This window comes from Aliiroseovarius sp. B-4, from assembly GCF_056857795.1.
In genome coordinates this window covers 251,402-272,307 of the sequence record NZ_JBSXNV010000035.1, presented here as the reverse complement: position 1 = coordinate 272,307, position 20,906 = coordinate 251,402, and the positions used below count along the sequence as shown (strand labels likewise).

Below are 20,906 nucleotides of genomic sequence, written 5' to 3'. Positions count from 1 at the left end.
CTGTGATTGCGTCGGGACCACCCCGAACGACACCAGAGCTATGGGAGAGGAAAATGGCCGCCAATGCAACCGAGCTGAAGAGCTTGCTGAAAGACCCGTCCTTGGTCGAAACCCGCGCCTATGTGAACGGCGAATGGATCGATGCCAAAGACGGCGCAACCTTCGATGTCAAGAACCCCGCACGCGGCGATGTGATTGCCAAAGTGGCAGATCTGTCCCGTGCCGAAGTCGCGCACGCGATCGACTGCGCCGATAAGGCGGGCCGCGAATGGGCCAAGCGCACCGCGAAAGAACGCGCGGGCATCATGCGCAAATGGTTCAACCTTATGATGGAAAACCAGGGCGACCTGGCCACCATCCTGACCGCTGAAATGGGCAAACCCCTGGCCGAGGCGACCGGCGAGATCGCCTATGGTGCCAGCTTCATCGAATGGTTCGGCGAAGAGGCAAAACGCATCTATGGCGAAACCATCCCCGGCCACCAACCCGACAAGCGGCTGATGGTGATCCGTCAGCCGATCGGGGTCGTCGCCTCGATCACGCCGTGGAACTTCCCCAACGCGATGATCACACGCAAATGCGGCCCGGCTGTCGCGGCAGGATGTGGCTTTGTGGGGCGTCCGGCGGCGGAGACACCGCTGTCTGCCACCGCTCTGGCCGTCCTGGCTGACCGTGCGGGCATCCCGGCCGGTGTGTTCAACATCGTGCCCAGCTCGCGCAGTTCAGACATCGGCAAGGAGTTCTGCGAGAACCCCTTGGTGCGCAAGCTGACTTTCACAGGATCGACCAATGTTGGCCGCATCCTGCTGCGTCAGGCCGCCGATCAGGTGCTGAAATGCTCGATGGAGCTGGGCGGCAACGCGCCCTTCATCGTGTTTGACGACGCCGATCTGGATGCCGCCGTCGAAGGCGCCATCGCCTGCAAATTCCGCAACAATGGCCAGACCTGCGTCTGCGCCAACCGGATCTATGTGCAGGAAGGCGTCTATGACGAATTCGCCAAGCGCTTCACCAAGGCCGTGTCCGCCCTGCCCGTCGGTGACGGGTTGAACGAAGGCATTGCCCTGGGTCCATTGATCTCGCAAAGCGCGGTTGAAAAAGTGCGCGAGCACATCGCCGACGCAACCTCCAAGGGCGGCGAGATCATTTTGGGCGGCAAGGAGCACGAAAAAGGCGGGCTGTTCTTCGAACCCACAATTATCAAGAACGCCACGCGTGATATGGAGGTCGCCACGGACGAGACCTTCGGACCCATGGCGCCCTTGTTCAAGTTCAAGGATGAAGATGACGTGATCGCACAGGCCAACGACACGATTTTCGGGCTGGCGTCGTATTTCTATGCCAACAACCTGAGCCGTGTCTACAAAGTGGCCGAGGCGCTGGAATACGGGATCGTCGGGGTGAACACCGGCATCATCTCGACCGAAACCGCACCGTTTGGTGGCGTGAAACAATCGGGCCTTGGCCGCGAAGGTTCACGCCACGGGATCGAGGATTTCCTTGAGATGAAATATATCTGCATGTCGGTCTGATCTGAGTGAAAAAGCAATAGGCTCAAGGCGGTGGGGCAACCTGCCGCCTTTTTTCGGTTTTCCGCCAAGGATTGACGTTTCGCCCGCGTCTTACTCTATGTGAAGATGATGACCGATCAGGACGAGGAACTGGCCGCAGCGGCGGTGACAGGGGACAGGGCTGCCTTCGCGGCCCTGCTGTCACGCCACTATGACCGGCTGTTCGCGTTTACGTTCCGGATGATGGGAAATCGGGCGGATGCCGAAGACCTGACGCAAGATATCTGCGCGGCCCTGCCCGCCAAGCTAAAAGGTTTCCGGGCCGAGGCACGGTTCACAACCTGGCTCTACCGCATTGCCGTGAATGCCGCCCATGACCGTCGCCGCCGTGCTGCAACCCACGCGCGGGCTGCCGATGGCTGGGGTGATTGGGAAGTGAACCGGCGCGCAGCCATCCGGGAAGAGACCGAGGCGCAGGATTGGCTGACCCAGGCCATGACCGCCCTGCCCGACGAGTTACGTGACACCGTCGCATTGGTTCTTGGTGAAGAATTGACACAGGCGCAAGCCGGCGACGTTCTGGGTCTGTCCGAAGGCACCATCGCCTGGCGGATGTCCGAAGTGAAGAAACGCCTGCGTGCGATGCGGGCTGAGGAGGACGCGATATGACCGACGATCTGGACGATCTGAAGGCCGCCCTGCACGCGGCCCCACCTGCCCCGGACGCCTCAAAGAAAGAGGCCGATCTGGCGCTTGCGATGAAAAATTTCGATGACCTCCAAGGATCGCGTGACGGCGCGCGTCCTACTTCTGACGCTCCGAAATTCGGGGCGCTTGGAAAAGGAGTTCTTGAAATGTTGAATGCGTTGAACACACGCGGCGGATTGGCTGCGACGACCGCGCTGGTGGCGGTGGGCTTTGCCGTGCTGGTGGTGATGCCGAATGTTGATCAGGTGGAAATGCCGGGGGTGACGATGACCCCGACACCCACAGTCGATGACACGCTGATTGAACGCGAAGAGGCAATCGCGCCGTCCGCCCCCAAACCTTTGGGAAAAGTTGCACAGCCGCCCGCACGGACTCGGTCTGACAGCACGACTGAGTTGCGTGCACAGACCGGGCAAGCCACCCCTTCCGTTGTCGCCGAACCGTTGATGGAGGCGGACGGATCGCCCTTTGCGGACAGCGACGGTTACATCACGTATGACGACATGCCCGGCATCCTACCCGTGCCGCGGGATGCACGCGGCGAAGAATACGCCAACGAGGTCCCTTCGCCCCTGAAAATTACAACCGAGGACCCGGTTTCCACCTTCTCGATCGACGTGGACACGGCCAGCTATGCGGTGGTGCGGCGCGATTTGAAATCGGGCTATCTGCCCAACCCGGACGCGGTGCGGATCGAGGAAATGGTGAACTACTTCCCCTACACCTACCCCGCGCCCGAGGGGCCGCATCCGTTCGCACCCACGGTTACGACGATGCAAACGCCGTGGAATTCCGGCACGCAACTGGTGCAAATCGGCATTCAGGGCGAGATGATCACGGACCGCCCACCGCTGAACCTGGTGTTCCTGATCGACACGTCCGGGTCGATGTCAGACCCCGATAAACTGCCGCTTCTGAAGCAAAGCCTGCGCCTGATGTTATCCGAATTGCGGCCGGAGGATGAGGTCGCCATCGTCGCTTATGCTGGCAGCGCAGGCGAGGTTCTGGAACCCACCAAAGCCGCAGATCGTGCCACCATTCTGGGCGCTCTGGACCGGTTGGATGCTGGTGGATCGACCGCTGGTGCGCAAGGGATCGAACTGGCCTATCAGATTGCGGACCGCATGGCCGCTGACGGCGAAGTTGGTCGAGTGCTGCTGGCCACGGATGGTGATTTCAATGTGGGCATTCACGACCCCGACGCGCTGAAGGATTTCATTGCGGACAAGCGCGACACCGGCACCTATCTGTCGATCCTGGGCTTCGGGCGCGGCAATCTGGATGACGCGACCATGCAGGCACTGGCGCAGAACGGAAATGGGCAGGCCGCGTATATCGATACGCTGGGCGAGGCGCGAAAAGTGCTCGTCGATCAGCTTTCCGGCGTGCTTTACCCCCTTGCTGATGACGTAAAAATACAAGTCGAGTTCAACCCCGCCCAAGTCGCGGAATACCGTCTGATCGGCTATGAAACCCGCACCTTGGCGCGCGAGGACTTCAACAATGACAAGGTGGACGCGGGCGAGATTGGGGCGGGCCATCAGGTGACGGCGATCTACGAGGTCACGCCTGTCGGCTCGGATGCCGTTTTGACAGACGCGCTACGCTATGCCCCGAGCCCTGACGCGGATGGGTCGGACGAGATTGGCTTTCTCAAACTGCGCTACAAACGCCCCGGCGAGGATGTCAGCACGTTGATCGAGACGCCGATCATGTCCGATGCGGACAAAGCGGGCAGCGAACAGCAGTTTGCCGCCGCCATCGCTGGCTTCGGCCAGTTGCTGCGCGAGGACAAATATCTTGGCGACTGGACGTACTCCGACGCCATCGCGCTGGCCAACGGGTCCAAGGGCGACGACCCTTATGGCTACCGGGCCGAGGCGGTCACGCTGATGCGTCTGGCCGAGAGCCTGTCGAACTAAGGCCGCTTGACCGCGCGCCATCCCGAACCTATCTTCCCTGTCGCTGCCCCTGCCGGGGTGGCGACATTCTCAGGGCGGGGCGAAATTCCCCACCGGCGGTTACAGCCCGCGAGCGCCTCGCGTTTCTAATGAAACGCCTGGGTCAGCAGATCCGGTGAAATTCCGGGGCCGACGGTTAAAGTCCGGATGGAAGAGGATGGTCAAAGGCGCGACGGGTTTTCCCGCGCGCCTTGTCCTTCTGCCTTGGGTCAACGCGTAAGGAAGAAAGGACATTGCGCAATGGCTCATCAACTGACACTGACCACGCCTGTGAAGGCCGCTGGTCTCATGGTTCTGGCAGGCGCAAGCTTCGCCGTCGTGAACACAGCTCTGCAAGGGGCGACAATGAAAATGGGGGCGTCCGCGCCCTCGGTTACGTTCTGGCAATATCTGATCGCTTTGGGGTTTTACCTGCCATGGGTGGTTCGCCACCGTGCGGCGGCGATAAAAACCGGGCAGGTCTGGTTGCATATTCTGCGCGTCGCCTTGGCCGCCGGAGGTGTCCAGCTTTGGACGCTGGGCTTGGCGTATGTTCCGATCTGGCAGGCCATCGCACTTATCTTACTATCCCCGTTTTTTGTGACACTCGGTGCGGGGCTGTTCCTGCGTGAAACGGTGTCCATGCATCGCTGGGGTGCGGTCCTTCTTGGGATCATCGGCGGTGCAGTCATCCTTGAACCCTGGTCCGACCGGTTCGAGCTTGTGGCCCTTCTGCCCGTCGGCGCCGCCGCCCTTTGGGCGGCCAGTTCGGTGATCACGAAGTTTCTGACCCGCGCAGATGGGCCGGAGACAGTCACGATCTATCTTCTGGTCCTCCTCAGCCCGATCAATGCCGCTTTGGCGCTTGGGTCAGGGTTCACCCTGCCGATGGACGCAATCTGGCTGGTGGTCGGTGCCGGGCTATTGACCGCCTTTGCACAGCATGTGCTGGTGCGTGCCTACTCGCTGGCCGATGCGGCCTTCCTGCAACCGTTTGACCATCTGAAGCTGGTGTTCAACGTGGTGCTGGGATTTGCCGTTTTCGGTTTTCTGCCAACCGGGTCCATGTGGCTGGGCACCGCGATCATTCTGGCGGCCAGCTTTTACCTGCTGGAACAGGAACGGCGTCAGACCGTGTAAAACAAAAGCGCGGAGGTTGCCCTCCGCGCCCATCTTATCGGATGATCAAGCCATGTTTAGGCTTCGATCGCTTTGCGTTCCACGTCCTTGGATTTTGCAATCTCGATCCGGCGTGGCTTCAAAGCCTCGGGCACTTCGCGCACAAGGTCGATATGCAACATACCATGTTCATGGGATGCGCCCGTCACGCGCACATGGTCGGCCAGATGAAAGCGGCGCTCGAACGCACGCGTGGCAATGCCACGGTGCAGATAGGTCCGCTCTTCCTCGTCCGCCTTCTTGGCCGAGATGACCAAGGCGTTTTCGCGAACTTCCACCGACAGTTCGTCTTCGGTGAAGCCCGCCACAGCAACCGAAATGCGCCAACCGTCGTCAGCGATCTTTTCAATGTTATAGGGCGGATAGCTTTCGCGGCTCACGTCATTGGTCAGCACCCGGTCCATCAGGTCGGCGATCTGATCGAAACCGACGGTGGCGCGGTATAGGGGCGAAAGGTCAAAGTTACGCATGGTGTCCTCCTGAAAGCGACAGTGTTGCGCCTTCCCTTCACTGGGACAGGCAGAGTTCCGGGCCCGATCCTTCGGCGCCCGTGCCACAGATTTATGGAAGTTTTTTCACCCTTCAAGGGGTCAGGGACGCAGAAATTTCGCGCCACCATCATTCGACTGCCCGACGCCTAATCGGCGAGGCTCAAAACCGGTTTTACCAATGATGCCTGTTCCGGCCCGCAGGGCACGCTTTATTTCGGCCACACGCTCGAACAATTCTGTGCCATAGGCGATCTTGTTGCGCCCGCCCCGCGTTCCCGCGGACACGAGCGACACGATGCGCACGCGGCGTGCGCTGTCGTCAAACACCGGGGCCCCGGACGATCCGAACGTGACATCGCAATCAAAGGCCAGCAAACCTGCATTTCGCCCCAATACGTCACAGACCGCTTGCCGCGACAGGGCAGCATCGCGCCCTTCCCCGAAGCTGACCACCGACACTTTCCGTTTGGTGGGTGGAAGCTGCGCAACCGCAAACGGGGCTGCGACCGCCGCCGCAATTGGGGCGTCGAGTTGCACCAATCCAACATCGTTGCGAATATTCACAGCGTTCATCCACTGATTGGGGTCATAGTCCGGATGCATGATCGCCAGTTTCGCGTTGCGAGTTGCCACGGCGCGCCCGTCGCGCAAACCTGCCCGAAAGCGAAGCCCCTGGACATGGCCCGCACGCGCAACACTGCGCAGACAATGGGCGGCTGTCAGAACAAGGTCTGTTGTAATCAAGACACCGGTGCAATAACCCGTTTGCCCGAAATCCAGACGCCCAACAGCCTCGTATCCAAACAAGTCTTCACGCTTGGTCAAGCGGCGCAGGCTCGTGGACTCTTCCGCCATCGCGGCGGGAAGCGTTAGAAGAAGTGCCGTGAAACAAAGGAAAAAGCAGCGCAACCTTAGCATTACGGGCGCAGGAATTTTGCGCCGCCCGGGCCGGCGGCACCGGTTCCGAAGTTGCTTACCGGTGGGCGCGACACGGGCTGCACGCGCGTAAAGACACCATCGCCATTGGCAAGCATATCCATGAGGTCCGCCAGCGGTTTTTCAAGGCTGGTGCCCAGCGACACAGGAATGTTCCGCACCATTGCTTTTGCCGAAATTACCGACACAATCGCGGGCTTTCCATCCTGCACCACAAAAACCGGCGCACCGGACGAGCCGAAATCGACTGAGCAACTCAGCACCAGCGCCCCGCTTTGACGCGCCAGCACCTTACACATTTCCTGCAATGCCGGACTTTCTGCGCGATCATGCGCATAGGACACGACGCCGACCTCGGCCCCCTTGCGCGGGCGGGAATGAATGGCGAACGGCTTGACCGAGCTTTTGCGGATCGGCTGATCCAACTCCAGCACCGCCAGATCGTTCACAACGCGGGCGGCCTTGTCATCGCCTGAAAAGGTGAAATCAGGATGCACAACCGCCCGGCGCACCCCGCGATAGGCCGACGCCCGACCGTTGCGCCAGCCCGCCAGAAACTGAATGTCTTTGGGTTGAACACGTTCGCCCGTGGTTTTGTCAAACATGCAATGCGCAGCAGTCAGCACCAGGTTTTCGCCAATCATCGCGCCAGTGCATAAGCCACCTGCGCCGATGTTCAACCGCCCTACGCCTTCCCATCCCCGGCTTTCATCCCCTGTCATCAAGGTTCGCAGCGGTGACGGATCGGATGCGACCAAAGGGCTGGCAAGCCATAGGCCCACCGCCATCATAGCGATTAGTTTCTTCATGTCTCTGCCTCTGGTGGGGCGGTTCTTCCACCCTCTCACCATATGTTTAGGGCGAAAATGGGGACAGGAAAAAGAAAAAACTGCCATGGTCAGGTCAATTTGCGTGGCTGTGGCCCCCCGGTTGCCCAATCCAGCAACTCGACCGTGTGAACCACCGGGACACCTGTGCCCGATCCGATCTGCATCATGCAGCCAATATTACCGGCTGCGATGATCTCGGGCGTTTTGGCTTCCAGATTAGCGACCTTGCGGCGTTTCAACTCTTGCGAGATCGCGGGCTGCATCAGGTTATATGTCCCGGCGGACCCGCAGCATAGATGGGCATCGACGGGTTCGACGACCTCGAATCCTGCGCGTTTCAAAAGCGTTTTGGGGTGGGTCTTGACCTGCTGGCCGTGTTGCAAACTACAGGCCGAATGATAGGCCACCCGCTTGTTCATCTGCGCTTCGGGCAGATCGAGTTTCATCAGAAGTTCGCTGACATCCATGGCCAATGCCGACACCGTCGCAGCATCTTCGGCCAACGCGTCATTGCGGAACATGTGCCCGTAATCCTTGACGGTCGTGCCGCACCCTGAAGTGTTGATGACGATGGCGTCCAGCCCCGCGCCGTTCTTCTCGGCGATCCAGGCGGTGATATTTGCACCAGCCTGGGCGTGGCTCTCACGCTCTTTGCCCATGTGATGGGTCAGCGCCCCGCAACACCCCATGCCCTTGGCCACCACCACTTCGCAGCCCAGTCGCGTCAGCAGGCGGATCGTTGCGTCATTGATGTCCGTGTCCAGTGCCTTCTGCGCGCAACCGGTCAACAGCGCCACGCGTTTCTTGCGCGCACCCTTGGCCGGAAAGGTTTGCGGCTTATCGTTCGGGCTGGGTTTTGGCAACTTGGGCGGTGCCATTTCCAGCATCGCCTCCAGTCGCGGGTCTGGCATGAATTTGCGCAGCGGGCGACCCAATCGGGCCGCTTGCATCGCCAGCCGGAACCGGCCCGGATAGGGGATGATCTGCGCCAGTGTCCAGCGCAGCAGCCGGTCAAACAGCGGGCGCTTATAGGTTTTTTCGATATGCGCGCGGGCGTGGTCGATCAGATGCATGTAATGCACGCCGGACGGACAGGTGGTCATGCAGGCAAGGCAGGACAGGCATTTATCCACATGCTCGACTGTTTTCTTGTCGGCAGGCCGCCCGGCCTCCAACATGTCCTTGATCAGATAGATGCGTCCGCGCGGGCTGTCGAGCTCATCCCCCAGCACCTGATAGCTGGGGCAGGTCGCCGTGCAAAACCCGCAATGCACGCAAGAACGCAGGATTTCATTGGCGCGCTTGATCGCAGGGTCTTTCAACTGCTCGTCAGTAAAATGCGTTTGCATGTCAGGCTCCCATCAGGCCGGGGTTCAGGATACCGCGCGGGTCAAATTTCGCGCGCAGGCCACGGCTGAGGGCCGCAATGGGCGCGGGCTCCGGATGGAAGACCGGCACAGAGGCACGGGTTTCGGTGGTTGCCCGAACCAAAGTGGCATGGCCGCCGATTGAAGCAAGATCCTCGCGGATCATCTGGGCACCCGCATCGACTTCATCGGCCACACGCAGCCAGACCAGCCCGCCGCCCCAGTCAAAAATTGCCTCGGGCGACAGCGCGCTCAGTTCACGCACCAGAGCCGGTCCGTCAGACGGCTTGACCGAGATGCGCCAGACTGCGCCATCCCTGCCCGCAAAGGGTGTCAGGTCGCGCAGGTCGGCCCACAGCTTGGCCGAGGCCGCGCCTTCGACAATATCGAACCCCTGCAAGACACCGTCCTGCAAGGCCTTCGCGCGATAGGCGACGGATTTTGCCAAGCCTTCGACCCGGATCATCGTCTGCCCGTTTATCATAGCCGCACCTGTCACATCGAAGGGCGACCCCAAGGCGGCGGCCATGGACGCCACGGCGGTTTCAGCAGATTCATCGTTGCAGACCAGCGTCGCCTCGGTTTCGGGAATGGCCAGCACTTTCAGGCTGACCTCGGTCATGACGCCCAACGTGCCCCAACTGCCCGCCATCAGCTTTACAAGGTCATAGCCGGTCACGTTCTTCATCACGCGCCCGCCGTTTTTCAGGACCTGCCCCTGCCCGTCAACAAAACGGACCCCAAGACAGAAATCACGGGCTGCCCCAACCTGAATGCGCCGGGGACCAGAAGCGTTGGTGGCGATAACTCCGCCGATGGTCGACCCGCCTTTGGTGCCCAGAAGCGCACGCATGTCGCCGGGTTCAAAGGCCAGACGCTGGCCTTCCCTGGCCAGTAGCGCCTCGATATCGGCAAGCGGGGTGCCAGCGCGCACCACCAAGGTCAGTGCGCCGGGTTCATAAAGCGTGACACCAGTCAAGCCCAAGGTTGACAACGACGCTCCTTCGACCGGCACACCGATGTCACGCGTCCCGCCACCGGCTATCCGCAAGGGACCGTTGGCCGCCGCAATCGCTTCGGCCAGTTCTGCTTCTGTTGTAGGGGTCATGACGCGCGCCTTGTTTCCGTGGACGACAAGGGGAACACCTTTGCCGGGTTCAAAAGCCAGTTTGGATCGAACACATCCTTTACCGCCAATTGAATCTCCAGATCACTTTGGTTGTATTGTGAAACCATCAAGTCTCTTTTTTCTACTCCAACGCCGTGTTCGCCAGTCAAACAGCCGCCCACCTCGACACAGAGCTTCAGTATGTCCGCCCCAAATGCCTCGCATTTCTCAAGATCACCGGGTTTGTTGGCGTCAAACAGGATCAGCGGGTGCATGTTGCCATCGCCCGCGTGAAACACGTTGCCCACGTCCAACCCATAGTCCTTCGACATCTCGCCAATGCGCCGCAGCACCAAGGGCAATTCCGACACCGGGATCGTGCCATCCAAGCACATGTAATCGTTGATCTGCCCCATCGCGCCGAACGCCGATTTGCGCCCCAACCAGATCTTCGCGCTTTCCTCGGCCGAGGTGCTCTCGCGCAGCTCGACCGGGTTGTGGGCGCGGGCAATCTTGGTAATGCGCGACAATTGATCGTCAATCTCAGCATCCGAGCCTTCGACCTCGATGATCAACAACGCCTCGCAATCGGGATAGCCCGCGCCTGCAAACGCCTCGGTGGCACGAATGCAAGGGCGGTCCATGAATTCGATCGCGACGGGCAGGATGCCGGATTTGATGATGTCGGACACACAGGCCCCCGCAACCTCGTTGCTGTCAAAGCCGACCAACACGGGACGCGCGCCTTCGGGTTTGGCAAGGATGCGCAGGGTCGCCTCGGTCACGATGCCCAATTGGCCCTCGGACCCACAGATCAGCCCCAACAGGTCCAACCCGCCTGCGTCCAGGTGCGCCCCGCCAATTTCCACGACTTCTCCATCGGCCATGACCATGGTCACACCCATCAGGTTGTTGGTGGTCACACCGTATTTCAGGCAATGCGCCCCGCCGGAATTCATCGCGATATTGCCAGCAATCGCACAGGCCAACTGAGATGACGGATCAGGCGCATAAAAAAAGCCTTCCTCCTCGACCGCGCCAGTGACCGACAGGTTCGTGCGGCCCGATTGCACCCGGATGATCCGGTTGGCAAAATCGGTTTCAAGCACATCATTCAACCGGGCCACGCCAAGGATCACACTGTCGGCCGTGGGCAGCGCCCCGCCCGCCAGCGACGTGCCCGCCCCACGTGGCACCACCGGCACGCCTTCTTCGTGACAGACACGCATGACCGCCGACACCTCGGCGGTTGATGCGGGCAGAACGGCACAGAGCGGTGGGCATTTGTAGGCGGTCAGCGCGTCGCATTCATAGGCGCGGGTCTCGAACGGGTCATGCACCACGGCGCCATCGGGCAGCACGGCTTGCAGACGCTTCACGATCTGATCTTTGCGCGCAAGAATGGTGGCGTCGGGGGTCGGCATCTGCATCGGTAGCCCTCCAGATTCTGCAATTGGTAAAAATATATTACCAATTTTCCGGTTTGGCAACCGAAAGGAATGCGCATAGCGTGCGCCCATGTCCCTGACCGAACGCCTTTCCCTGTTTTCACCCCTGGACGGTGTCGCCGTCTGCCTGATCATTCTTGCCTGGGCCGTAATTGGCTGGCGGATAGAATTCGCGTCGCCCGCCAGACCCTCGGTGTCAGGGCTTGTCGCCCAATACCGGCGTGACTGGATGGTCCAGTTCGTCGCCCGCGACCCGCGCATCTTCGACAGCGCCATCCTGGCCACCCTGCGCCAAGGGGCAAGTTTCTTCGCTTCGGCGTCAATGATTGCCATCGGTGGCGGCATGGCCCTGTTGGGCAATACCGAGCGGCTGCGCGGCGTCGCCCAAGACCTGACCCAAAGCAGCGCCCCTGAACTGGTGTGGGAGGTCAAGATCCTGCTGGTGGTGCTGTTTCTCGCCAATGCCTTTCTAAAGTTCGTCTGGTCGCACCGATTGTTCGGCTATTGCGCGGTTGTCATGGCCTCGGTGCCCAATGACCCAAACGATCCTACCGCCCTGCCCCGCGCCCGCAAGGCCGGAGACATCAACATATCGGCGGCGCGCAGTTTTAATCGTGGGCTACGGTCGGTCTATTTCGCCTTGGGGGCGCTGGCCTGGTTGCTTGGCCCCATCAGCTTGATCGTCGCAACCCTGCTGACCGTGTTCGTCCTGTATCGGCGCGAATTTGCGTCACATTCACGGTCTGTGCTTATGCAGCCCGACAGCTAAGCATCAAGGCACAGATGGCTGGCCTGTTCGCCGCGCACCGCCGCGCCCTTCAATCAGCCAAGCACCGATCAGCGACAGCGCGGCAACCGCCAGCATCAACCAAGCCGGGGCAAGCGGGATGAGCCGGATTGCTTGTGTCACATAGGCGTTGCGGGGCGTGTACCCGATCCATCCCCGACCATGCGCCAATTGCCCCATGCGCACAGGGCGCAGGCCGGGCAGACCATCTTCGATCCGGGTCACGGTGCCGTTGGTGGCATGGCCCAAAGGTGCCAGAAGTGCTGCATTCGCGATGGGTTGCTCAAACTCGCGCAACGCTGCAAGCCCGCGCACCACAACCGTTGTCAGATCGTCTTGCGCGATGCGATACAGCCCTTGATCGGCTGCCACGATCACACCTTCAAACAGTCCGGGCGCACGTTCAGACAAGGCAACCCCTGCCTCGGTTCCATCCGGGAACATCACGGTCGCATCCGGGGCAGTGTCGTCCATTGTGCGCCGCTCGATCCGCAGTCCAGTTTCAGTGGCGGTTGCCGAAAGCGCCTCTTCTTCAAGCTCGGGCTCACGCATCAACCAATGGGCCAGTCGCCGCAAAAGTTCCAATTGTGGCCCACCGCCTTCATACCCACGCGCCCACAGCCAGGCTTGGTCAGACCCCAACAGCGCCACACGTCCATCGCCTACGCGATCGACAGTCAAAAGCGCCGCGTCATCCGGCCCGCTCAGAATCGTGTAGCCACTGGTCGGCTCAAGCTCGACCCGGCGCAGCCATGGGCCCCAGCCGCCTTCCGGTGCAAAACTTTCCAAATCGCGCGTAATTGGATGGCGCCCGCCCGCGTCGCTGATTTCGGGTCGAAACGCGTCTTCGATCAGACGCCCTGTCGGGAAAGCCGGCAACATGCCCGCCAGAGCCGACCGCGCGATGCTTTCGGCCCCGGCCAGCGCGGGACCAGCTGCGATCAGAACCGCCCCACCCCGATCCACATAAGACCGCACACTGTCCAGATAGCCGCCGGGCAGAATGCCGCGTAGCCGGTAGCGATCGAAGATGATCAGGTCAAATTCGTCGATCTTGTCGACGAAAAGTTCCTGCGTCGGAAAAGCAATCAAGCTGAGTTCGTTGACCGGTACGCCGTCCTGTTTTTCTGGTGGGCGCAGGATGGTGAAATGCACTAGATCGACCGCACTGTCAGATTTCAGCAGGTTACGCCATGTGCGTGTGCCGGGATGGGGAGTGCCGGAGACCAGCAGCACCCGCAACCGGTCGCGCACGCCGTTGATCTCGATCACCACGGCATTGTTGCGGTCGGTCAGTTCGCCCGGGGCCGCGGGCAAGGTCACGTGGATCAGATTGCGACCCGCATGGGTCAGGGTCAGCGGCAACACGATTTCAGCCCCAATCTGCGCCAACACAGGTTCTGGGTCAGCACCATCGCGCGACACCGAAAGCTCGACCAGACGGCTGGTTTCCTGCGGTGCGCCCAACGCGTCCACACGTAGACGGATTTCAGTTTGCTCACCCAGAATGGCAAAGGCGGGCGCCTCCGTGACAGACAGGCGCAGATCCCAGTCCGCCGCGCGTCCGGTCAGAAGGGCTTGAAATGGGGCCGGCAGGTTTGGCGCAAGCTCGGCATCATGGACCACACCGTCGGTGATCGCGACGACGCCAGCCACGCGATCCCTTGGCAGATCGGCCATCGCGGCGGTGATCGCGCGCATCATATGGGTGCCGTCAGTGATTGCCGGGTCGGTAAATTCGGACAGGCGGCGCGTGGTCAGCTCAAGCCCCTGACGGGCGGCGACCTGAGCCTCCAGTGACGCCAAGGCAGCGGCGTTCTGGTCAGGTCGGTCAGACAGGGTTTGCGACGCGCTGTCATCCACGATGGCCAGAAGAATGTCGGCCAACGGATCGCGATCTTCCTGCTGCAAGGATGGCCCCATCAGAGCAGTCAAAACAGCCAATGCGGCCACTGTCCGAAGCGCCCAGCCTGACAGGCCGCGCCACAGCGCCACCATCAGCGCCACAAGCGCCAGCGCCGCGAGGACGCCAATCACCGGCCAGGGCAAACCCGGCGAGAATATCAGCCCCGAGGCATTCATTCCCCCAACCTTTCCAGCAGCGCAGGCACGTGAACCTGATCGGATTTGTAGTTCCCGGTCAGCACATGCATCACGAGGTTCACCCCAAAGCGCACCGCCATTTCGCGCTGACGCTCACCTGCCTGACCACGACCCACCGGAAACATAGGTGCGCCGTCTGCCCGAATTGCCCAAGCGCCTGCCCAGTCATTGCCGCCAATGATCACCGGGCTGACACCGTCGTTCAGGTTGCGAAACGGCATCCCTTCAGCGCGTTCGGCGTTGGGTGGGGCGGCTTCGACCCAGGCAGGACCACGCGCTCGGCCGGGAAATTCTTCCAGCAGATAGAACGCGCGGGTCAGAACATGGTCATGCGGCACCTGCTCCAACGGTGGCAGGCCAAGCGGCAGAGCTATGGTCCGCAGTCGACGGGCGGCGGCGCTTTCCCCGCCAAACCCGGCGTCGCGGGTGTCAAACAGGATGAACCCGCCCGCCGCAAGATAGGTTTTCAGCCGGGCATAGGCGGCAGGGCTGGGTTGGCGGGTCGTGTCACCAATGGGCCAATAGAGAAACGGATAAACCGACAACTCGTCGCGTTCGATATCCAGACCGACAGGTGGCGCAGGTTCGACCGAGGTGCGGGAAAACAACTGATCCGACAAGCCCATAAGCCCGGCTTTGGCAATTTCATCCGTGGCCGGATCGCCAGACAGAACATGCGCCAGCGTCACGGTACTGGCCGCGCCGATCACTGCCTCATGTGTATCGGCGTCCTGCGAGACACCTTGGTTCGGCAAGGCGAGCAGCGCCGTCACAACAAGTGCACTCACCCGCAGCCCGGTCGCAAGCGCCGGCCTGCGAAGCCGCCCGGAAATCCAAAGGCTGGCCAGAATGTCCAGCATTCCAAGGATCAGGGCCGCGGCCAGCAAATAGGGCGCAAAACTGCGGGCAGCACTGCGGTCCTCCCATCTTGGGGCGATACGTGCGGGCCAGTTTGCGGGGGTCATTTGCGCGTCCGGCCCCAATGTGTTCACCGCCAACCGGCGATCGCCGTCAGCATAAAGCCCCGGAGGCACCTCGGCGCGCGCACCGTCCAGAAGCCGCGGCCCGTCCACCCCGGCCTGCGCCCCGGCAGGCCCAAGCTGGCCAAACGGGTCCAGCACACGCTCGGCAACCCATTGTGTGCCTTCCAGCGTTTGTGCCTCGACCTGACCGGGGCGGGTCGATATCGCGAGCCGCTCGAGCATCTGCACAAACAGGCCGGACAGTGCCAGCGATGACCATTCGGCATTGGCCGAAACGTGGAACAACACAACCTGTCCCTGCCCCAATGCCTTGCGGGTCACAAGCGGTGTGCCATCTGCCAGCGACGCCAATGTGCGGTCGGCGAGATTTGGGCTGGGTTCCGCCAGAATTTGCGCCCGGACCAGCACATCATCCGGCACGCGCAACCCAAAGAAGGGCGAGGTTTCGGGGAACGGCGCCAAAGCACGCGGGGCACCCCAGCTCATCGCGCCGCCCACGACGCGCCCGCCCGAACGAAGCCGCACGGGCAATAAAATATCCTCGACCCCGCGCCCGGTATCCGCCGCAGCCAGACGTGGTCCGGCAAAGCGCAGAAGCAACCCGCCTTGCGCCACCCACTCGGCCAACGCCCTTTGGTCGGGTTCGACAAGGCTGGGGACATCGGGCAGGATCAACACCTCTGGCCCGGCTTCGATCAGTGTGTCGATGGCTGCATCCTCAATCACCTCGGCGGACGGGACCAGGGCTTCGCGCAGGTAGTGTAGCGGTGACAACAACTCCAACCCCTCCCGCGACTGGGTACCGGTCAGAAGCGCCACACGACGACGGCGCAAGCTGTCATCGGCCAGCGTCACCGCCCCTGCGGCGCGTTGATCTTCCAGTTGAAACCGGGTGATCCGGTTGCGCAGTTCCGGTGGCAGGGGCATCTGCACCTCGGCGCGGGCGGCACCTGCGGCGAACGACAGCACCGATGAGGCAAGCACCCGTTCAACGCCTGACGGATCGGGGCCAATACCCTGCACCACAAGATCAGCCCCGGTTGTCTCGCCACTGCGCAGCGCTTCCAAAACAAGTGCGCCATCTTCTGCCCGTGCAGGCAACAGGCCAAAGCGCGGCGTGGTGGGTTGCAGCACATCGACGCGGCCTTTCGCCTCAAACTCCGCCAGCAGATCAAGCCGTCCGGTGCGCGCCACCCCATCCGAGATCCAGATCGTGTCGGCATCCTGAAGCGCAGCAACCCAGGCGGACGCCGCCCCATAGGGTGCATCCCACGCCACGGGGGATAGGCCCGAAAGCCGCGCGCGCCAATCACCCGCGCTTTGCCATTGCGGTGCGTCAGCCCCGGCTTCCGTAACTTCGTGCGACAAGGCGATGGCGACGGTGCGCCCGGCCTGCGCGGCAGCATCAAGCTGATCTTCAATCGCACCCATCCGTTGCGGCCAATCCGAGGCAGCGGTCCATTGTGCGTCGACAAAAATCAAAAGCGGTCCGCGTCCTGTCTGGCGTTGTTCAGGGTTCAACACCGGCCCCGCAAACCCAAGGATCAGCGCAGCAACTGCCAGCAGTCGCAGCAATAAAAGCCACCAAGGCGTGCGGTCGCTTTCCGCATCGCGATCTTCCAGGTCCAAAAGCAGGGTGACAGCCGGAAACCGTTGGCGAAGCGGCGCGGGCGGAATAGCCCGCAACAGCCACCACAGGACCGGCAAGGCCACCAACCCGGCCAGCAGCCATGGGGTCGTGAAGGCGATGGGCAGGCCCAAGATCATCTGTGCCCCTCAATCGCGTGAAAGAGCCACAACAAGGCGGCGCTGTCCGCCTCTCCGCTGTGATGGGTGTGAAACTGCCAGCCGGTGCGGCGTGCCAGATCGGCAAGCTCTGATTTCCGGGCCGCAAGTCGGTGCAGATAGCGATCGCGCAGATCATGAGCTTCGGTCGTATCATGTTCCAGTCGGCCAGACATGTCTTCGAAAATCATACGCCCGTGAAAGGGGAACCCTTCTTCCACAGGGTCGAGGATCTGAAACAGCACCCCTGTCACGCCGCGATCAGCGGCGCGGGTGACGGCCCGGGTCACAGAGGCCGTATCACCAAGAAAGTCGGACAGGAACACCGCGCGGGACCGCGCGGGAAGGTCTGTGAACTCTGCCTCTTGCGGGGTCAGAAGGGCGGTCGCCATACGCGACAAGGCAAGCTCTCCGCGGCCAGTCGGGGCGGCACTTGTGGCCAGCCCTACCCGTTCGCCGCCGCGCACCAGAAGCACCGCCAGCGCCATGGCGATCAGCCGTGCCACTTCACCTTTCTTTGCCAGATCGGACGTGGAGGCGAAATCCATTGAACGCGACGGATTCACCCAGAACAACACGCTTTGCGCCGCCTGCCATTCCTTCTCCTGCACATAGTGGTGGTCAGACCGGGCGGAGCGGCGCCAGTCGATCCGGTGTGCCGGATCACCGGGCTGGGCGGGGCGAAATTGCCAGAACGCATCCCCCTGCCCCGGTTTGCGCCGACCATGCTCGCCCAACTCCACACTTGCCGCCAAATGGCGTGCATGGGCCAGAAGCGGGGGCAGCCGTTCAGCAAGGGCCTCGGCCCGGCTGCGCAATGTGGGGTTGGAGGTCACGCCGCCGCCACGGCACGCGTGGTCTGGTCGACCACCGTTTCAATCACGCCAGCCAGATCGTGACCGGCTGCCCGTGCGCCATAGCTCAGCGCCATACGGTGGCTCAGAACCGGACGCGCGAGCGCCTGCACGTCATCGATCCCCGGTGCCAATCGCCCGTCGATCAAAGCACGCGCCCGCGTCAGCAGCATCAAGGCCTGCGCCGCGCGCGGCCCCGGTCCCCAACTGACCGTGTCGCGCACGATCTGTGAAGCAGCTTCATCATCAGGACGACAGGCGCGCACAAGGTCAAGGATTGCATCGACCACGTTTTCGCCAACCGGCATCCGGCGCAACAGTTTCTGAGCGGCAATCAGCTCCACCGCCGAGAAAATCGCTTCGGCCTGCGCATCCTCGGTGCCGGTGGTCGCCAGCAGAATATCGCGTTCAGCATCGCGGTCAGGGTATTCGACATCAATCTGCAAAAGGAAACGGTCCAACTGCGCCTCGGGCAAAGGATACGTGCCTTCCTGCTCCAACGGGTTTTGCGTGGCGAGCACATGGAAGGGCGCGGCCAGTTGGTGGGTCTGACCTGCAATCGAAACCTGATGTTCCTGCATCGCCTGCAACAATGCCGATTGGGTGCGCGGGCTGGCGCGGTTGATCTCGTCCGCCAGCAGAAGCTGGCAGAAGATCGGCCCTTTCAGGAACCGGAACGACCGTGAGCCCTCGGCGCTTTCTTCCAGAACCTCGGCTCCGAGGATGTCCGAAGGCATCAGGTCTGGCGTAAACTGAATGCGCCCTTCACGCAGGCCCATCACGGTGGACATTGTTTCCACCAGACGTGTCTTGCCCAACCCCGGCAACCCGATCAAAAGCGCATGGCCGCCAGCCAAAAGCGCCGAGAGTGTCAGCTCAACAACCTGATCCTGACCAATAATCCGGCGCGCAATCACCGATTTCGCCCGCGCCAGCGTGTCACCAAGGGCTTCGATCTCGTCCAGAATGGCATCGTTGGTCATGGAAATTCCTCCGCTCGACTATTACATTTCATTAAAGGCCAAACGCGTCGGGGGAACAAATGACAAAAGCGCCAAATGACGGGAAATCGCCGGAAAAAGCGGCTGTCGGCGGAAACATGACCGAAACGCTGGCCACTGCCGCCCGAAAAGCCGGCAAAAAGGGGCCACCGCCGGTGCATCTTTGGAATCCTGATTTTTGCGGTGATCTTGACATGCGGATCGCACGCGACGGGACGTGGTTTTACCTTGGCACGCCCATCGGACGGCACGAGTTGGTGAAGTTGTTTTCATCCATCATTCGCAAGGATGGCGACGAGTATTTCCTTGTCACCCCGGTCGAAAAAGTAGGGATCACGGTGGATGACGCACCATTTGTCGCCATCGACTTCGAAGCGTCAGGTACAGGGCGCGATCAGGTTCTGACCTTCACCACCAATGTGGGCGACGAAACCGTGGCCGGGCCAGATGCGCCCATCCGTGTCGAACGCGACCCCGAAACCGGCGAGCCGTCGCCCTATGTGCTGGTGCGCACCAATCTTGAGGCGCTGATTGATCGCAAGAGTTTCTATCGTCTGGTGGATCTGGGCACGCATAAGGAGCACGAGGGCGACCAATGGTTCGGTCTGTGGTCCGGCGGTGTCTTCTTCCCCATCATTCCGTCCAAAGAATTGAAGGTCTATTAATACATCTCGCCCCATATGCGCCTTTGGGCTATGGGAGGCCATGACTGACACCAACGCCTTTGAAATCTTCCTTGTTGCGCCGCCGGGACTCGAACCCGTGCTTGCGGACGAGGCGCGCGCGGCAGGCTTTGCCACCCCAACAGCCTGCCCCGGCGGCGTCACCATCCATGGCGACTGGTCCGAGATCTGGCGTGCCAACCTGACGCTGCGCGGCGCAACCCGCGTTCTGGTGCGGCTGGGCAGTTTCCGGGCATTTCATCTGGCCCAACTGGACAAACGTGCACGAAAATTTCCGTGGGGGGAGGTTTTGCGGTCAGATATGCCGGTGCGTGTCGAGGCGGTGTGCAAGCGGTCGAAGATCTATCACCACAGGGCCGCCGCCCAACGGGTCGAGAAAGCGATTGCCGAGGAACTGGGTGCCACGATCTCGAAAAACGCCGCCCTGATCCTGAAGGTGCGGATCGACGACAATCTGGTGACGATCAGCCTGGATACGTCCGGCGAAAGCCTGCATAAGCGAGGTTACAAGACCGCCACCGGCAAGGCCCCGATGCGTGAAACGCTGGCGGCCTTGTTCCTGAAAGCAGCAGGATACGACGGGCACGAACCCGTGCTGGACCCGATGTGCGGATCGGGCACTTTCCTGATCGAAGCGGCCGAGATGTCAGTGGGCCTTTTGCCCGGTCGCGCGCGCCATTTTGCATTCGAGCATCTGGCCAGTTTTGATGCCGAAACCTTCGCGAAGATGAAAGCGGCGGCAGAAGGCACAACGCCCGAGGGACCACCCCGGTTTTTTGGATCAGACAGGAACGCTGGCGCGATTGCCAACAGCCGGCAGAATGCGGATGCCGCCGGGATCACCCTGCTGACCCGATTCACCGAAGGGTCAATCAGTGATCTGCAACGCCCCGACATCACACCCGGCCTTGTCATCGTGAACCCGCCCTACGGCGGGCGGATCGGCAACAAGAAGCTTCTGTTCGCGCTTTATGGCACCTTGGGCAAGGTCTTGCTGGAGCGGTTTGCGGGCTGGCGTGTGGCGATCATCACCAGCGACGGCGGCTTGGCCAAGGCAACTGGCCTGCCCTTCTTGCCCCCCGGCCCGCCAGTCGATCACGGCGGCACCAAGGTGAAACTCTATCAAACGGCCAAGCTGTCATGACAGAAAAGAAAAAGACCGGACACATCACCCGGCCTTTCAGCTATCATG

General features: G+C 61.5%; 17 protein-coding genes and 1 riboswitch. Of the genes, 7 read left to right on the top strand and 10 right to left on the bottom strand.

The window, feature by feature from the left end:
- The first annotated feature begins 53 nt into the window (after positions 1-53).
- From AC13C8_RS09180 to AC13C8_RS09165, 4 genes are all read left to right on the top strand, one after another.
- Positions 54-1,532 (top strand): NAD-dependent succinate-semialdehyde dehydrogenase, encoded by a 1,479-nt coding sequence (locus AC13C8_RS09180; protein ID WP_091428826.1) that lies wholly within the window; start codon positions 54-56, stop codon positions 1,530-1,532.
- A 108-nt stretch (positions 1,533-1,640) separates the two neighbouring features.
- On the top strand, positions 1,641-2,180 hold the full coding sequence (locus AC13C8_RS09175; RefSeq protein ID WP_091432043.1) for an RNA polymerase sigma factor: 540 nt from the start codon (positions 1,641-1,643) through the stop codon (positions 2,178-2,180).
- The gene (locus AC13C8_RS09170; RefSeq protein WP_482847102.1) at positions 2,177-4,141 is read left to right on the top strand and encodes a vWA domain-containing protein; all 1,965 of its coding nucleotides are present in this window, start codon (positions 2,177-2,179) and stop codon (positions 4,139-4,141) included. Before AC13C8_RS09175 ends, AC13C8_RS09170 begins: the two co-directional genes overlap by 4 nt.
- A gap of 61 nt (positions 4,142-4,202) precedes the next feature.
- Positions 4,203-4,343, top strand: a riboswitch (FMN riboswitch).
- A 77-nt stretch (positions 4,344-4,420) separates the two neighbouring features.
- Positions 4,421-5,299, top strand: a complete 879-nt coding sequence (locus AC13C8_RS09165; protein ID WP_091428824.1) for a DMT family transporter — start codon at positions 4,421-4,423, stop codon at positions 5,297-5,299.
- 56 nt (positions 5,300-5,355) lie between these two features.
- Here AC13C8_RS09165 and AC13C8_RS09160 read toward each other — a convergent pair whose 3' ends face one another.
- From AC13C8_RS09160 to AC13C8_RS09135, 6 genes are all read right to left on the bottom strand, one after another.
- On the bottom strand, positions 5,356-5,808 hold the full coding sequence (locus AC13C8_RS09160) for an Hsp20 family protein (protein ID WP_091428822.1): 453 nt from the start codon (positions 5,806-5,808) through the stop codon (positions 5,356-5,358).
- 120 nt (positions 5,809-5,928) lie between these two features.
- Positions 5,929-6,684, bottom strand: a complete 756-nt coding sequence (locus AC13C8_RS09155) for a trypsin-like serine peptidase (RefSeq protein WP_482847101.1) — start codon at positions 6,682-6,684, stop codon at positions 5,929-5,931.
- A 62-nt stretch (positions 6,685-6,746) separates the two neighbouring features.
- Positions 6,747-7,574: a trypsin-like serine peptidase gene (locus AC13C8_RS09150; RefSeq protein WP_482847100.1), complete on the bottom strand. Its 828-nt coding sequence runs from the start codon at positions 7,572-7,574 to the stop codon at positions 6,747-6,749.
- An 89-nt stretch (positions 7,575-7,663) separates the two neighbouring features.
- Complete coding sequence (glcF, locus tag AC13C8_RS09145; protein ID WP_482847099.1) at positions 7,664-8,944, bottom strand: glycolate oxidase subunit GlcF; 1,281 nt, start codon at positions 8,942-8,944, stop codon at positions 7,664-7,666.
- Between the two features lies 1 nt (position 8,945).
- Positions 8,946-10,070 (bottom strand): glycolate oxidase subunit GlcE, encoded by a 1,125-nt coding sequence (glcE, locus tag AC13C8_RS09140; protein ID WP_482847098.1) that lies wholly within the window; start codon positions 10,068-10,070, stop codon positions 8,946-8,948.
- Positions 10,067-11,500 (bottom strand): FAD-linked oxidase C-terminal domain-containing protein, encoded by a 1,434-nt coding sequence (locus AC13C8_RS09135; protein ID WP_091428812.1) that lies wholly within the window; start codon positions 11,498-11,500, stop codon positions 10,067-10,069. Before AC13C8_RS09135 ends, glcE begins: the two co-directional genes overlap by 4 nt.
- 88 nt (positions 11,501-11,588) lie before the next feature.
- On the opposite strand from AC13C8_RS09135, the gene AC13C8_RS09130 reads away from it, so the two are divergent.
- Complete coding sequence (locus AC13C8_RS09130) at positions 11,589-12,287, top strand: DUF599 domain-containing protein (protein WP_091428809.1); 699 nt, start codon at positions 11,589-11,591, stop codon at positions 12,285-12,287.
- Between the two features lie 3 nt (positions 12,288-12,290).
- On the opposite strand, the gene AC13C8_RS09125 is transcribed toward AC13C8_RS09130, so the two are convergent.
- Genes AC13C8_RS09125 through AC13C8_RS09110 form a run of 4 tightly spaced genes read right to left on the bottom strand, consistent with a single transcriptional unit; the run spans position 12,291 to position 19,013 of the window.
- Positions 12,291-14,387, bottom strand: a complete 2,097-nt coding sequence (locus AC13C8_RS09125) for a hypothetical protein (protein ID WP_482847097.1) — start codon at positions 14,385-14,387, stop codon at positions 12,291-12,293.
- Entirely contained in the window at positions 14,384-17,158 is a 2,775-nt protein-coding gene (locus AC13C8_RS09120) for a DUF4159 domain-containing protein (RefSeq protein WP_482847096.1), read from the bottom strand. Before AC13C8_RS09120 ends, AC13C8_RS09125 begins: the two co-directional genes overlap by 4 nt.
- A complete protein-coding gene (locus AC13C8_RS09115) occupies positions 17,155-18,012 on the bottom strand; it encodes a DUF58 domain-containing protein (RefSeq protein ID WP_091428803.1) in 858 nt (285 codons plus the stop codon). Before AC13C8_RS09115 ends, AC13C8_RS09120 begins: the two co-directional genes overlap by 4 nt.
- Complete coding sequence (locus AC13C8_RS09110; RefSeq protein WP_482847095.1) at positions 18,009-19,013, bottom strand: AAA family ATPase; 1,005 nt, start codon at positions 19,011-19,013, stop codon at positions 18,009-18,011. The genes AC13C8_RS09115 and AC13C8_RS09110 overlap by 4 nt, the downstream gene beginning before the upstream one ends.
- A gap of 116 nt (positions 19,014-19,129) precedes the next feature.
- Between AC13C8_RS09110 and AC13C8_RS09105 the strand changes: the two genes are divergently transcribed.
- A complete protein-coding gene (locus tag AC13C8_RS09105; RefSeq protein WP_482847149.1) occupies positions 19,130-19,696 on the top strand; it encodes a DUF1285 domain-containing protein in 567 nt (188 codons plus the stop codon).
- Between the two features lie 40 nt (positions 19,697-19,736).
- Positions 19,737-20,858, top strand: a complete 1,122-nt coding sequence (locus AC13C8_RS09100) for a THUMP domain-containing class I SAM-dependent RNA methyltransferase (protein ID WP_482847094.1) — start codon at positions 19,737-19,739, stop codon at positions 20,856-20,858.
- Positions 20,859-20,906 lie beyond the last annotated feature (48 nt).

Bases quoted from the DNA above. Each gene is read 5' to 3' on its own strand.
- AC13C8_RS09180 (WP_091428826.1), top strand. From the start codon at position 54: ATGGCCGCCAATGCAACCGAGCTGAAGAGCTTGCTGAAAGACCCGTCC.
- AC13C8_RS09175 (WP_091432043.1), top strand. From the start codon at position 1,641: ATGACCGATCAGGACGAGGAACTGGCCGCAGCGGCGGTGACAGGGGAC.
- AC13C8_RS09170 (WP_482847102.1), top strand. From the start codon at position 2,177: ATGACCGACGATCTGGACGATCTGAAGGCCGCCCTGCACGCGGCCCCA.
- AC13C8_RS09165 (WP_091428824.1), top strand. From the start codon at position 4,421: ATGGCTCATCAACTGACACTGACCACGCCTGTGAAGGCCGCTGGTCTC.
- AC13C8_RS09160 (WP_091428822.1), bottom strand. From the start codon at position 5,808: ATGCGTAACTTTGACCTTTCGCCCCTATACCGCGCCACCGTCGGTTTC.
- AC13C8_RS09155 (WP_482847101.1), bottom strand. From the start codon at position 6,684: ATGGCGGAAGAGTCCACGAGCCTGCGCCGCTTGACCAAGCGTGAAGAC.
- AC13C8_RS09150 (WP_482847100.1), bottom strand. From the start codon at position 7,574: ATGAAGAAACTAATCGCTATGATGGCGGTGGGCCTATGGCTTGCCAGC.
- glcF (WP_482847099.1), bottom strand. From the start codon at position 8,944: ATGCAAACGCATTTTACTGACGAGCAGTTGAAAGACCCTGCGATCAAG.
- glcE (WP_482847098.1), bottom strand. From the start codon at position 10,070: ATGACCCCTACAACAGAAGCAGAACTGGCCGAAGCGATTGCGGCGGCC.
- AC13C8_RS09135 (WP_091428812.1), bottom strand. From the start codon at position 11,500: ATGCAGATGCCGACCCCCGACGCCACCATTCTTGCGCGCAAAGATCAG.
- AC13C8_RS09130 (WP_091428809.1), top strand. From the start codon at position 11,589: ATGTCCCTGACCGAACGCCTTTCCCTGTTTTCACCCCTGGACGGTGTC.
- AC13C8_RS09125 (WP_482847097.1), bottom strand. From the start codon at position 14,387: ATGAATGCCTCGGGGCTGATATTCTCGCCGGGTTTGCCCTGGCCGGTG.
- AC13C8_RS09120 (WP_482847096.1), bottom strand. From the start codon at position 17,158: ATGATCTTGGGCCTGCCCATCGCCTTCACGACCCCATGGCTGCTGGCC.
- AC13C8_RS09110 (WP_482847095.1), bottom strand. From the start codon at position 19,013: ATGACCAACGATGCCATTCTGGACGAGATCGAAGCCCTTGGTGACACG.
- AC13C8_RS09105 (WP_482847149.1), top strand. From the start codon at position 19,130: ATGACCGAAACGCTGGCCACTGCCGCCCGAAAAGCCGGCAAAAAGGGG.
- AC13C8_RS09100 (WP_482847094.1), top strand. From the start codon at position 19,737: ATGACTGACACCAACGCCTTTGAAATCTTCCTTGTTGCGCCGCCGGGA.